Here is a 12863-nt window from a genome sequence, read left to right as displayed (position 1 = left end):
CGTTTAGTCCTCCAATTCGTAGCGGTAATCCTCGATCACCGTGTTGGCAAGTAGCTTTTCGCACATTTCCTTGAGACGCACTTCTGCTTCAGCACGGTTGTCCGTGTCCAAAGTCAGCTCCATATATTTCCCAATACGCAAACTTTCAACCTCTTGAAAACCTACCGAATGAAGTGCTCCTTGCACTGCTACACCTTGTGGATCGAGAACGCTCTTCTTAATGGTGACATATACCGTCGCTTTTAACATATGCTTGTAGTTCCTCCTAAATTTTTATGTGTATATACTTTCTGAAAGCTGAAACTCTACTAAAAGTAACTCTAGCTTAAAAACATACACTTCATTTATTCCCATGAGTAAACACACAATGTTGAGCTATAGAGACTTGCCAGTAAGACGATGATAAATGTCCAGATAACGGCGCGTTGTTTCTTCAACTACTTCTAGTGGAAGTGGATCAGGTTTGCTATTTTTATCCCAGGAGGATGCAGATAGATACGTACGAACAGGTTCTTTATCCATACTATCAATTTCGATATCAAGAGCGTATTTGTCCTTGGCCCAGAAACGTGAAGCATCCGGCGTAAAAATCTCATCAATCAGAATCACCTTGCCATCCAGCAAGCCGAATTCAAATTTGCAATCTGCAAGAATGATTCCCCGCTCAGCACAATACTCTCTGGCAAAAGAGAACAATTGCAAGCTCTTCTCCTGCAGCTCGAGTGCCAGATCAGCACCGATTAACTCCTGCATCTTTTCAAAAGGAATATCCTCATCATGACCTACATCATTTTTAGCCGCAGGGGTAAAGATTGGCTGTGCCAGCAGCGCATTTTTGCGCAAGTTCTTAGGAAGCTCAATACCATTCACTTTGCCAGTTTCTTGATACTGTCTCCAGCCCCCACCGGTGATGCACCCACGCACAACACATTCGATATCGATGCGCTCTGCTTTGCGTACCACCATAACACGGTTTCTGAGAGCTTCCTTGTCCTTAACGATATCTCCGAGCAGATCCACATCGATATGAACGACATGATTCTCCATTAGCTCTTTGGTCTTTCCGAACCAGAACGCACTCAGACGGTTAAGCACATTGCCCTTTTCAGGTACCGCTGGGTCCAGCACATAGTCAAAAGCAGATATCCGATCCGTGACGACGATCAGTACATTCTCCCCTAAATCGTATAGCTCACGAACCTTCCCTTTGTAGAGCAGCGGCGCATTGATGAGTTCCACTGCTGTGGATACGGCCGACGATGTCATGACCTTTCCTCCCTTGAACTAATGATCTTCCTAAGTTGGGCTGGTCTAGGAGGAAGCACTTCCGAGGAATGTTTGGACTTCCGATCGCTGTTATCCTCAGATTTCTTGATTTGAACCGCTTCTCGCGGTAGAAATCCGAGGATAAAGGCGAACGCTACGCTTCTACAGTTCCAAACTTCCTCTACAGTGCTCCCCCATCCAGCTTTGCATTTATTGCAGCGTTCCTTAGTTCACCACTAACTTATCTTTTTAGGATCTCTAAGGTCTCATTCCGAGGAATTCGTTCCTTATCGACCCAACCATTAACGCACCTATTTTTTAGATAAGCTCTAGCTTGCGGAAGATGGTGTCCACATGCTTAAGGTGCCAAGAAGGGTTAAATGCATCTTCAATTTCTTCTGGGGTAAGAACGTTAGTGATCTCAGGTGTAGCTTCCACGATATCACGGAATTGTTTTTGCTCTTCCCAAGCTTGCATAGCACGCGGTTGAACGGTATCGTATGCTTGCTCACGGCTAAGGCCTTTATCGATCAGTTTGGTCAAGATCCGACCGGAGAAAGGAACACCGAACGTACGGTTCATGTTACGCTTCATATTCTCTGGGAATACAGTCAGGTTCTTCACAATGTTTCCAAAACGGTTCAGCATGTAGTTGAGCAGCATTGTCGCATCCGGAAGGATGATACGTTCCACAGAGGAGTGCGAAATATCGCGTTCATGCCAGAGTGGCACGTTCTCGTAAGCTGTAACCATATGTCCGCGAATGACGCGGGACAGACCGGAAATGTTCTCGCAGCCAATAGGGTTCCGTTTGTGAGGCATAGCGGAGGAACCCTTTTGACCTTTGGCAAAGGCTTCTTCCACTTCACGAATCTCACTCTTTTGCAGAGCGCGGATTTCAGTAGCAAATTTGTCTAACGATGTCGCTACCAAAGCAAGAGCAGCCATGTATTCAGCATGACGGTCACGCTGCAGAGTTTGTGTAGAAATTGGAGCTGGGCTTGTGCCGAGCTTGCGGCAAACGAATTCTTCTACGAAAGGATCGATGTTAGCGTACGTACCAACGGCACCGGAGATTTTTCCGAACTGTACACCGTTCGCAGCATGGCGGAAACGCTCCAGATTACGTTTCATTTCTTCGTACCATAGAGCCATTTTCAGACCAAAGGTAGTTGGCTCGGCATGAACACCATGCGTACGGCCCATCATCGGCGTATCTTTGTAAGCAATAGCTTTATCTTTAAGGATCTCAATAAAGTTGATGATATCCTTCTCTAGAATCTCGTTCGCTTGACGCAGCAAGTAACCCAGTGCTGTATCTACCACGTCAGTAGAAGTAAGACCGTAGTGAACCCATTTGCGTTCTGCGCCAAGGCTCTCGGAAACCGCACGTGTAAATGCGATAACGTCATGACGTGTCTCTTGTTCTATTTCATCAATGCGTGCGATGTCGAATTTAGCGTCTTTACGCAGTTTAGCTGCATCTTCGTGCGGGATAACTCCCAACTCAGCCCATGCTTCACAAGCGCAAATCTCAACTTCCAGCCACGCTTTGAATTTATTTTCCTCCGTCCAAATAGCTCGCATCTCAGGTCTGCTGTAACGTTCGATCATATTCTTTAGTTCCTCCAAAGTTTAGATTGCTCCACCCAGGACAAGCCGTCTCCGGTATCCTTGCAGAGCAGATTGATATGGCCCATCTTTCGGCCGGTCTTACTCTCAGTCTTGCCATATATATGAAGCTTAGGTACAACACCCAGCTTATTATCTTTTTCGCCCTGTGTACAGGTCGCTTTAATGGCGTCATCCAAATGCTGACCTAGTACATTTACCATAACTACAGGTGTCAAAAGCGTTGTATCGCCCAGCGGCAGATTACAAATCGCCCGGACATGCTGCTCGAACTGTGAGGTCGCGCAAGCGTCCATGGTGTAATGTCCGGAGTTATGCGGCCTTGGTGCCAGCTCATTGACGAACAATTGTCCGTCCTCTGTGACGAACATTTCTACTGCCAGCAGTCCAACCGCATCAAGTCCAGCGATTAATGTCTCTGCCAATTCGCATGCTCTCCGCTGAATGTCCTCTGCCACTCTTGCAGGCACAATGGACAGATGCAAAATATTATTCACATGAATATTTTCCGACGGTGGGAAGCTCTTAACCTCACCAGAAGCACTGCGTGCAGCAACAACGGATATTTCACATTTAAAAGCTACAAACTTCTCAAGCACCAGCTCCGGCACAACGGCTCCGGGTGCTACTTGCCGGAAGGCTTCGTCCAGCTCTTCTACCTGACGGATCACGGCTTGTCCCTTGCCGTCATAACCGCCTGTGGCTGTCTTCAGCACACAGGGTAGTCCAAGTTCAGCCGCCGCCACTTTCAGCTCCGCAAGGCTGTCCACCTTCCGGTACGGGGCGACCGGTACGCCTGCCGCCTCGATGGCGGCTTTTTCGCGCAGCCGATGCTGCGTCGTATACAGCAGCGCGCTGCCCTGCGGCACGTACGATTCCTCCGTCAGCAGCGCGGCAACGCCCGCGTCAACGTTCTCGAACTCGTACGTGATGACGTCCGAGCGGCGGGCTAGCTCCCGCGCCGCGTCCCGGTCGTTATACGCCGCTGTAATCTGCGGCGTGACTTGACCGCTAGGCGCATCCGGCGCAGGGTCCAGCGCCACGAAGCGGTAGCCCATGGCGCTGCCAGCCAGCGCCATCATGCGCCCGAGCTGCCCGCCGCCGAGCACGCCGACGGTCGCGCCGGGCAGTAGCGTCCGGACGGTGTCCGTGCCGGACGCATCCATGGCGGCTGGCGAAGTAACGCCGCCAGCCTCCTGCAGCTTCAGCTCCTCCGGTCTCATAAGCTGTCGCTGCTTTCAAGGACTTCGCCCGTGATCGCATCCCGCCGCAGCTGCGCGCGCTGCTGCACTTCTGGATCGAATGCTCCGATAATCTGTGCAGCCAGGAGGCCTGCATTAATGGCTCCTGCCTTACCAATGGCTACCGTTGCCACAGGAATGCCTCCTGGCATCTGCACGATGGAGAGAAGCGAATCCAGCCCATTAAGCGCCTTCGACTGCACTGGTACTCCAATCACAGGCAGGATCGTCTTTGCTGCCACCATACCCGGCAAATGCGCTGCACCGCCCGCTCCTGCAATAATGACGCGAATACCCCGGCCCGCGGCTTCCTCCGCATAGCTGAACATCAAGTCCGGCGTCCGGTGCGCAGATACTACCTTCTTCTCATAAGATAATCCCAGCTCTTCAAGCACCGCACAAGCGTGCTCCATCGTATCCCAATCCGATTTACTGCCCATGATAACAGCTACCTGCACAGACATGATTCGACCTACCTTCCAGTCACTAGTATGGATATCTTTATCTTGTAAATTCGAATAAAAAAAGCCCGATGACCAGACGCATTTTGCTGCGGGAGGATCGGACTAGTAAAGAAATTAGGAAAAAATAATCCGCGTGCCTATCATTAGGCTGCATTAAGCGCGGAAAATGGCATAATGCATCATTCCGTTACCCGGACCGCATTGCCGCATTCTATCATCCTATTTCCTCGTAGTCCGGTAATTTACGGTTCCCGGGTAGAAACTTCCGGGCCATATCCCCGGTTTTATACGAGTTGCTCATGACATCAGTTTAACAATCCCCTACACAGGATGTCAACTCAAACACGAACATTGGTAAATTCCGATTAATAATCGTTCGCTTTTAGGCGTATTTAATTTCTCGATAGCCACTTATTTTGATGATAAAGACTTCTTTCCGTACACTATTAGCTCTAACAACAGATGTTATATTAACTGTAGAATAGGCTTCATGTAGTCATTTCGTTTCTTAATAATCAAGTATAAATGCCTTTGGCGTCCCTGTATGACGGTTAGCGTTTATGCGAGAAATATAAGGATAAAGTATAGTGTGAAACATATACTTTCTTATATTTGAAAAAAGGAACGCCATAAGCGTCCCTTTTAACTTTATATTATTTTACTACTAGCACTGGAATGCGGGCGCTTTGTACTACATTGTGGCTCACACTTCCCAGAACAAACTCACGTATTCCGCCAAGTCCGCGGCTGCCGATAACAATTACATCTATAGCATGTTCTTTAGCATATTTCAAAATCACTTCAGCGGGTGATCCTTGTAATAGCTCAACCTCAGCATTCAAGCCTTCAGCCTCAAGGCGTCCCTTGACTTCTTCCGTAGTCTGCACTGCTAAATCATAATATTCTTTATTTACTGAAGCCGGTAGTGGTGCTAGAGCTTCTCCGATAAAAAATCTTGGAAATTCAAATGCGTGTACGACATGCATCGTAGAGCCCGGAGTTACTTTTGCGAGTTCAATTGCGCGCTCCAATGCTTGATTAGAAGCCTTAGATCCATCATAGGCGAGTAAAATTTTAGAGAATAACATGTACGCCACCTCTTTTTCTAGTTTGTAATCATTAAGACTATCACCTTAAAAAATAGCTGTACAAAAAGATATTCAGCAACAGAAGTAACGGAATTCCGATCCTAAAGGACATATGTCGCGTCTTGTGGCGCTTACGATACATGGCAATCAGCACGCCTAGTGCCCCGCCCATAGCTGCCAGCAGAAAAAGTGTCTTCTCAGGTACACGTTCTCGCCGTTTACGGGCTTTGTTCTTGTCTTCGGACATCACTACATATCCGATAATATTAATTACCACAAACCACAACATTATAACCTTGACCATTCTCCCGGGCTCTCCTCCTTGCTTCCTATCTATCTCTATTATATTCCTCTTTTTCACAAAAAACCAATCATCCTTACACGCTCTGATAACTTCGCTACCTGCCTCTTTCTTTTCAATGCTTCGAATCATTCATCCATATCCATGACAACACCGCAGCCAGCGCCGCCGCAATTCCACCCAGCCAGAACCCTCCGGTCAAGCCATAAAGAGCGCTCATCCAGCCTGCCACGAACGGCCCCGCCGACATACCTATTGCATAAACCGCCTGATAGAAGCCCATAGCTGTTGCACGCTTATATGGATCTACTTCTGACACCGATTTGCCTAGCAACAATGGAAAAATCAGTCCCTGCATAAATCCGTTTCCTACCTGAGTCAGACAGAGCGTCGCTAGCGTCGGCATTGAAGGAATAAGAAGTGTAAACAATGCACTTCCCGCGAAGCCTAAGAGAAGCGTGCCCCGGTCTCCTAGCAGCCTACCAAATGTCCGTGAGCCATAGAGGGTCGCGACAGCATGCGGAATCATAAAAGCGAGCGTCAGCCAGCCCAAGCTTTCTTTACTTGCTCCGATATTCAGAGCTTGGTTTGGCGTATATCCGAACATCGTTATGAATAGCACACAGTGTGCCAACACTGACAACAGAGAAACTCTTACCAGAAGTGGCTCCTTCATAACACCCGCTAAGTCCTTGATCTGGATCGCACTTTGCCGTTTCTCCTGTTTTTGTTCAGGCAGCCGCAGCGCAAGCAGCAGCGCCGCAATCGCTACAAATCCACCAATCAGAAACGGGGTGTTCCAGCCCCAATGCTCCACCATATAGCCACTGATCATCATACTGGTCAATTGGGCAATCACCGTAGTGAATTGCAGCATGCCCATCGCTTTTCCAGCTTCCTCTTTCGGGAAATATCCCGCGAACATCACAGTGTACACAACCCATGCCGAAGCCGCTATACCGGATACCGCACGTGCTGCCAATGCCCACCCAGGCTGTGCTCCCCACATGAAAAGAAAGCAGCTGGCTCCGCTCGCAATCAGTCCCAGGTAGATAAACGGACGACGCCGATTCAAATAATCCGAACCGATGCCAATCGGCAGTCGGAACAGAATCTGCATTAACCCATATACGCCCAGCACCATGCCCACCATAAAATATGATGCTCCCAAATGCTCCACATAAGGGGAAAGCACCGGAACATAAATATAAGAAGAGAACCAAAACATAAATACAATAACGAGAAAGAAAAACTTACTGCCTCCCTGCCCCTCTGGGCTACCTGCTGCTTTTAGTTGATCCACTTGTTGTTCAGCTGCCACCCTAATCACCTGCTCTATGTATTTGCTTAACATTCTAATTCAAAGCCTATCTGTAGACCACAAAAACTTACGTGGACAGAAAAAAGGGCTACTGAGTACACTCAGCAGCCTTTTTATTACGATACATGCGATCCTTTTTACTTATCCTTCTTTTGCCCTTCAAGCGCTGCTTTCAGCAGTTCCCCAAGGTTAGAACCAATGCTTTCTTGCTTACTGTATTGCTGTACCAGCTTTTGCTGTTCGCGTTTATTCACATGCTTATGATCCTTATCCAAGGTTTCTGTGATTCCACAGCCCAAACATTGTACGAACATACCTGCTTTACCCTCTTTGAGCTCCATTTTCTTATGGCACTGTGGACAGCGGCGATTCGATAGTCTTTTCTCTCCGGCACGGGTATAACCACAGTTATCTGCAGGGCATACAAGCAGCTTGCCACGTTTGCTCTTTTTCTCCAGCAGTCTTGTACCGCATTCCGGACAATTACTGTTCGAGACATTATGCGGTTTATATTCTGCTCCACTAGTTTTGACGCCAGTTACCAGCTCCTGTGCCATACTGCGGATGCCTTGCAAGAAGAGCTCCGGCTTGCCTTGACCACGCGCTATTTTCTCCAGCTCGGCTTCCCAGCGCGCGGTTAGATCTGGTGTCCGGAGCTGTGTGGATACCAACTCAATAAGCTGCTTGCCTTTACCAGTCGGATGCAGCAGATTCCCTTGGCGTTCAATGGTGTCGGAGCTAACCAGCTTCTCGATAATATCCGCGCGGGTTGCCGGGGTTCCAAGGCCATGCTTCTCCATTTGCGTCAACAGCGAAGCTTCATTATAACGCTTCGGTGGCTGTGTTCGTCCAGGACGAACCATGCAGCGGCCAATCGTGACAGTTGCTCCTTCGCGCAGCTCAGGTAGCTGCACACTCCCAGCTGCTGGCTCGTCCGATGGTTCCTCGTCATCATCGTTACTCATATCTCCGCCGTACACTTCACGCCAACCGGCATCTTTTACCGTCGTCCCTTTGACATGGAAGCTTTCGCCTTCCACGTTGACGGTGACAGCTACCGCATCATAGCGAGCTGGTGGGTAGAACAAGCTGATAAAACGCCGCACGATCAAATCATACAGCTTACGTTCTTCAGTACTCAAACCATTTAACAATACGGTCTGCTCTGTCGGAATAATAGCATGGTGATCGCTTACTTTGCTATCATCCACGATTCGCTTCGTAATCGGCAGCGGTTTGCGAAGCAGTGGACGTGCCAAAGCTGCATATGGGCCGACAGCTACACTGTCTAATCTTTCCTTGAGTGTGCCCGTCATATCTGATGTTAAGTAACGACTGTCCGTACGCGGGTAAGTGACAAGCTTGTGCTGCTCATATAACCGCTGAAGCACACTGGAGGTCTGCTTCGCGGAGAAGCCGAACTTCCGGTTCGCATCACGCTGCAATTCAGTCAGATCATAAGCGAGTGGATGAGGTTCGCTCTTCTCACTCTTCTGTACCTTAATAATACGGCCGCTGCGTCCAGTAAGCTTATCCTTTAGACTTGCCGTCTTATCCTTTTCAAATATCCGACCATCGCCGTTACTGGCCCGCCATGCCGCTTGGAAATCTCCAAAATCAGCAGTCAGCGTCTCAAAATCAACGGAACGGAAACCCGTAATCTCCTGTTCACGATCCATGATCATCCCTAATGTCGGCGTTTGTACCCGCCCTGCGGAGAGCGGCGAACCGAACTTACATGTCAAAGCTCTCGTGACATTCAGTCCAATCATCCAATCCGCCTCTGCGCGGCACCGCGCAGATTCATACAGACGATCAAAATCGCGACCTGGGCGGAGCTTTGCGAATCCTTCTTTTATCGCTTTATCCGTCTGAGAAGATATCCAGAGCCGCCGGAATGGCTTTTTCCACCCCGCCATATTCATAATCCAACGTGCCAACAGCTCTCCTTCACGAGCAGCATCCGTAGCTACCACAAGCTCCTCAATATCCTGACGCTTCATTAGGTGCTGAACAGCTTTATATTGCTGGTTGGTCTCACGCAGCACCTTCAGCTTTGCCTTCTCCGGCAAAATCGGCAAATCCTCCAAAGCCCAAGTTGCAAACTTTTTATTATAATCTTCAGGCTCTGCCAGGCCGACTAAATGACCCAGTGCCCAGGTAACCACATATTTTGGACCTTCAATATAGCTCTTCTGTTTATTATTACATCCCATGACTCGTGCGATCTCGCGTGCAACAGACGGCTTCTCCGCCAATACTAATGTCTTCATAATGCTCCCCTTTCCACATCAAATTTCATTATATCATTAAATGAATGATAGCAAATATCGTCAGGCCTTACCGGGTCACTCCGTTATACACTAAATAAATTAAACAACGGAAACTCAGTGAGTGAAATCTTCATTCCATTAGAAAAGCCCGTATCTGCTATGCAGACACGGACTTTTTTTGCTTATGGGATTAATAGTTACTCTTGCTCCACCTGAATCGTTTGTTCAAGCTCCGGATAATAATGTTTAACTTGTTTTCCTTCTTCATCTCTTAATGCTTTATGGCTCTCATCAATGGAGTAAGTAAACGGCTTAACTGTAATTGTTTTTGGTGTTTGTGGGAACGGACTGAAATCTTTGTCTCCCATAGGATAGACTATAGCCGGCAAGTTGAATGACCCACTCGAAGAAAATGCATTGCCTAGTTCATCAACAATTTCATAGAACATTTCAGAGGTTGTGTATCCATCCTTTTCTTTCACAGTTGGCGCTTTACCTTCTTCGCTGAGCTGTAATCTGCTTGTGGCTGGAGTTAATTCCAGCTTGGTAATCGTATAACTGAATTCTTCTGCCTCTTTTGTTTGGTTCAGATCAAGCTTGATAATTCCCTCCGTTACTTTTTTCACCGGCACCTTGATTTCAAAAGGCTCTGCGATTTGTGTAACCGGCACAGTGATGCTTAATTCAAATTCATTCCCCAAAGGCTCTACATTATTTAGATTTCTATAATCGTATAAAATAGCATTCTTTTTACCCTCAACATCGCCAAAAGACGACATTTGGCTCTCCAAATTCTTTCCATTCGGCAATTTCACTTCTGCTGAACCCAACAACCCTTTTTCGGACTGGTTCATTGTCACTTTCGCATACTGCTGTTCTTTTAGCGCTGGATCGAATTCAATCGGTTCAATAATCATTTCTGCCATCATCTTATCCTTATCAATGCCTTCCCGTTCAATCGCAAAAGCCAACCGCGAGCCGTCATAATAGGCATCGGTAACCTTCAAGGTCACTCCATCATGGGTAACGCTTTGGTTAGGCGCAGTAGATAATCCTTTTTCTTCAGCAGCATTTAGACCTTTATCGTCAATTCCCTTAAAAATACTTCCTACAACAGGAATCTGTTTTAACGTTTCAGCCATGACTGGGGATATAAATCCGCTACCGATTATTCCCGCACCCAACACTGCTGCTGCCGCGGCAGCCACCAATGATTTTTTCAGAAACTTATTCCCACTTTTTCTTGACGCTCGCTTTTCCATTCCCTCGTCTCCTATTCGCTTCATAATTGAATCGCTGAAACTGTCTACCGGCATTTCATGATTTTGGAATGTTTGACGAATGTGCTCCATCTTCTGACTTTCAGTTGGATCTTGCCATTTCTCCATGAGGGCTTCCTCCTTCATTCATTCTTTGCCGGACTAACTTTTTGCGTAGACGTTCAAATTTCTTGCGTAAAGTAGCTAAATTACAATCCATAATCTGACCCATTTCTTCAAAACTGTACTGCTCTACTACCTTAAGAATCAGAAGATTGCTCTCTTCAGCTGTCAGATCATCCATAAATAACTTCTGCAATGGCTCCTCATCGTTAGGATTATAATAGGCTTTCGGCTGCTGCTCTTTATATAGCGACAACAGACGGTTTCTTCGTTTGCGTTTGCGAACCTGATCCAAACAATGATGATAGGCCACTTTATACAGCCATGAATTAAAAGAGACTCGTTTCTCATAACGTCTGAGTTCCTGATACACTTTTACAAATATATCTTGCACAGCATCCTCTGCTTCTTCATGACTTCTCAAAATATAATAGCAATACGTATAAATCTTTCTTTCATAGGCTTGTATTATAGTTCTATAGGCTTCGCGGTTACCCGCAAGAACCTGATCAATAGCCTCTTCAATTATTGTTTGATTCACTTGGACCCCGGGGCTGCGACGTTCCAAAGAATCACCTCCTTGTTATTGACTACAACTATATAACGATTGTGATCCCTTTAATTGTGACAGGCTCAAAAATTTTTCCAAATATGTTATATACACCATCTGTTTTTCAACAAAAAAAAGCGACTACCCCGATTGATGCTCGGAGAAATCGCTTTTATAATAATATTCCATATTTATAAACTTTTTACTTATTTATATTTTTCAACTCAATACATGCTTCAAAAAATACAATATCACTATTCTGGCCACGGACATATATACCATCATCCGTTACAGCTGAGCGTACAATAGTCAGTTCATCCCCAAACTTAGCTTCTTGTAGATATGTAATCCGGAAGCGTGTGAACTCTGCATTATCCCATTCCGCTAAACTGAGTGCATCACAACATAAATCTCCGTATCGGGCATTATTCAGATGTCCGTTGCTATCCAGCCCACTATATCTTACCTGATACCGATAAGCTTCTTCCATAATAATATCAGTAGGGATCGTTACCTTAACAGGCATATCCCCTACTGAATCGCCATTATAGTGCTTAACCTGAACTGGAAGAGCGTTCGGTCTGAGTATCTTTCTCTTCTCAATATCTACTAAAGCCCATATAGAACGCGCTGTGGCAATCTCTATATGATCTGCATCGAAAATACGATAATCCCGTTGCCATAAAGCCCCTTTAGTACCTTTACTCCAGGTATGTACGCTAAGCACATCATTTGGGCGAGGAATACGCTTAAAATCAAGATCTAACGTAATCATCATCCAGCCCATTCCTGCACTCAGAATTTCTTCCACACTTATCCCCAAATTACCCACTGCGAAGTCTGCCGCACATTGCATGATATCCAGAATAAAGGATAACTTACCCTGTGAACGATAATCCGTGTCGCTCGCATGTACAGAAAAATCTTCTATCCACACAAGATTACTACTGTTGTCCATTGTTTATCCTCCTGCCATGCAAAATATCCTTGCATTTACTTGAAGTATCCACATATACCACTGCTCTATCCACATAAATTGGGGACTACTTTCATTTTTGAATATATTTTATTATTTCATCCACATGTTAGTAACTTTTATTTTTTCGTTATTTCCCCATGACTTATCCACATTATTTAAATTAAGCGATAAAGGGAACAAAAAAGCCATTGTTGATAAATCAACAATGGCTTCGTGTGCTTGGCAACGTCCTACTCTCCCAGGACCCTTCGGTCCAAGTACCATCGGCGCTGGAGGGCTTAACGGTCGTGTTCGGGATGGGTACGCGTGGAACCCCTCCGCTATCGCCACCAAACATGCGTCTGTGAAACAGACGCTGCCGCGTGA

Annotated in this window: 13 protein-coding genes, 1 rRNA gene and 1 riboswitch; all 14 genes read right to left on the bottom strand. The window is 46.6% G+C overall.

Going from position 1 to position 12863, the window contains the following annotated elements; genetic code table 11:
• Window positions 1–3 precede the first annotated feature (3 nt).
• On the bottom strand, window positions 4–249 hold the full coding sequence (gene purS, locus NST34_RS03290; protein ID WP_036680912.1) for a phosphoribosylformylglycinamidine synthase subunit PurS: 246 nt from the start codon (window positions 247–249) through the stop codon (window positions 4–6).
• Between the two features lie 126 nt (window positions 250–375).
• Window positions 376–1266: a phosphoribosylaminoimidazolesuccinocarboxamide synthase gene (locus NST34_RS03285; protein WP_076286947.1), complete on the bottom strand. Its 891-nt coding sequence runs from the start codon at window positions 1264–1266 to the stop codon at window positions 376–378.
• Window positions 1267–1584: 318 nt separating this feature from the next.
• Window positions 1585–2880 carry an adenylosuccinate lyase gene (gene purB / locus NST34_RS03280; RefSeq protein WP_042124027.1) on the bottom strand — a complete coding sequence of 432 codons (1296 nt, stop codon included), beginning with the start codon at window positions 2878–2880 and terminating at the stop codon, window positions 1585–1587.
• A gap of 5 nt (window positions 2881–2885) precedes the next feature.
• Window positions 2886–4007 (bottom strand): 5-(carboxyamino)imidazole ribonucleotide synthase, encoded by a 1122-nt coding sequence (purK, locus tag NST34_RS03275; protein ID WP_341129501.1) that lies wholly within the window; start codon window positions 4005–4007, stop codon window positions 2886–2888.
• Window positions 3910–4161 (bottom strand): hypothetical protein, encoded by a 252-nt coding sequence (locus tag NST34_RS03270; RefSeq protein ID WP_341129625.1) that lies wholly within the window; start codon window positions 4159–4161, stop codon window positions 3910–3912. The genes purK and NST34_RS03270 overlap by 98 nt, the downstream gene beginning before the upstream one ends.
• Window positions 4118–4603: a 5-(carboxyamino)imidazole ribonucleotide mutase gene (purE, locus tag NST34_RS03265; protein WP_042124025.1), complete on the bottom strand. Its 486-nt coding sequence runs from the start codon at window positions 4601–4603 to the stop codon at window positions 4118–4120. Before purE ends, NST34_RS03270 begins: the two co-directional genes overlap by 44 nt.
• A gap of 210 nt (window positions 4604–4813) precedes the next feature.
• Window positions 4814–4915, bottom strand: a riboswitch (purine riboswitch).
• 341 nt (window positions 4916–5256) lie between these two features.
• The gene (locus NST34_RS03260) at window positions 5257–5691 is read right to left on the bottom strand and encodes a universal stress protein (protein WP_042184737.1); all 435 of its coding nucleotides are present in this window, start codon (window positions 5689–5691) and stop codon (window positions 5257–5259) included.
• 40 nt (window positions 5692–5731) lie between these two features.
• Window positions 5732–5995 carry a DUF1294 domain-containing protein gene (locus NST34_RS03255; RefSeq protein WP_042193264.1) on the bottom strand — a complete coding sequence of 88 codons (264 nt, stop codon included), beginning with the start codon at window positions 5993–5995 and terminating at the stop codon, window positions 5732–5734.
• Window positions 5996–6107: 112 nt separating this feature from the next.
• Window positions 6108–7313, bottom strand: a complete 1206-nt coding sequence (locus NST34_RS03250) for an MFS transporter (protein WP_341127119.1) — start codon at window positions 7311–7313, stop codon at window positions 6108–6110.
• Between the two features lie 137 nt (window positions 7314–7450).
• The gene (locus NST34_RS03245; protein WP_341127118.1) at window positions 7451–9586 is read right to left on the bottom strand and encodes a DNA topoisomerase III; all 2136 of its coding nucleotides are present in this window, start codon (window positions 9584–9586) and stop codon (window positions 7451–7453) included.
• 197 nt (window positions 9587–9783) lie between these two features.
• Window positions 9784–10974: a DUF4179 domain-containing protein gene (locus NST34_RS03240; RefSeq protein ID WP_341127117.1), complete on the bottom strand. Its 1191-nt coding sequence runs from the start codon at window positions 10972–10974 to the stop codon at window positions 9784–9786.
• Window positions 10949–11536: an RNA polymerase sigma factor gene (locus NST34_RS03235; protein ID WP_341127116.1), complete on the bottom strand. Its 588-nt coding sequence runs from the start codon at window positions 11534–11536 to the stop codon at window positions 10949–10951. Before NST34_RS03235 ends, NST34_RS03240 begins: the two co-directional genes overlap by 26 nt.
• Before the next feature lie 184 nt (window positions 11537–11720).
• The gene (locus tag NST34_RS03230) at window positions 11721–12476 is read right to left on the bottom strand and encodes an acyl-[acyl-carrier-protein] thioesterase (RefSeq protein WP_341127115.1); all 756 of its coding nucleotides are present in this window, start codon (window positions 12474–12476) and stop codon (window positions 11721–11723) included.
• A gap of 238 nt (window positions 12477–12714) precedes the next feature.
• A 5S ribosomal RNA gene (rrf, locus tag NST34_RS03225) occupies window positions 12715–12831 on the bottom strand.
• Window positions 12832–12863 lie beyond the last annotated feature (32 nt).

The organism is Paenibacillus sp. FSL H7-0714 (assembly GCF_038003765.1).
Lineage (GTDB): Bacteria > Bacillota > Bacilli > Paenibacillales > Paenibacillaceae > Paenibacillus_AQ.
Note: the sequence above shows the minus strand (reverse complement) of the source record. Positions and strands in the feature narration are given on the sequence as shown.

Bases quoted from the DNA above. Each gene is read 5' to 3' on its own strand.
- purS (WP_036680912.1), bottom strand. From the start codon at position 249: ATGTTAAAAGCGACGGTATATGTCACCATTAAGAAGAGCGTTCTCGAT.
- NST34_RS03255 (WP_042193264.1), bottom strand. From the start codon at position 5,995: ATGGTCAAGGTTATAATGTTGTGGTTTGTGGTAATTAATATTATCGGA.
- purE (WP_042124025.1), bottom strand. From the start codon at position 4,603: ATGTCTGTGCAGGTAGCTGTTATCATGGGCAGTAAATCGGATTGGGAT.
- NST34_RS03270 (WP_341129625.1), bottom strand. From the start codon at position 4,161: ATGCGATCACGGGCGAAGTCCTTGAAAGCAGCGACAGCTTATGAGACC.
- NST34_RS03245 (WP_341127118.1), bottom strand. From the start codon at position 9,586: ATGAAGACATTAGTATTGGCGGAGAAGCCGTCTGTTGCACGCGAGATC.
- NST34_RS03230 (WP_341127115.1), bottom strand. From the start codon at position 12,476: ATGGACAACAGTAGTAATCTTGTGTGGATAGAAGATTTTTCTGTACAT.
- NST34_RS03260 (WP_042184737.1), bottom strand. From the start codon at position 5,691: ATGTTATTCTCTAAAATTTTACTCGCCTATGATGGATCTAAGGCTTCT.
- NST34_RS03240 (WP_341127117.1), bottom strand. From the start codon at position 10,974: ATGGAGAAATGGCAAGATCCAACTGAAAGTCAGAAGATGGAGCACATT.
- purB (WP_042124027.1), bottom strand. From the start codon at position 2,880: ATGATCGAACGTTACAGCAGACCTGAGATGCGAGCTATTTGGACGGAG.
- NST34_RS03285 (WP_076286947.1), bottom strand. From the start codon at position 1,266: ATGACATCGTCGGCCGTATCCACAGCAGTGGAACTCATCAATGCGCCG.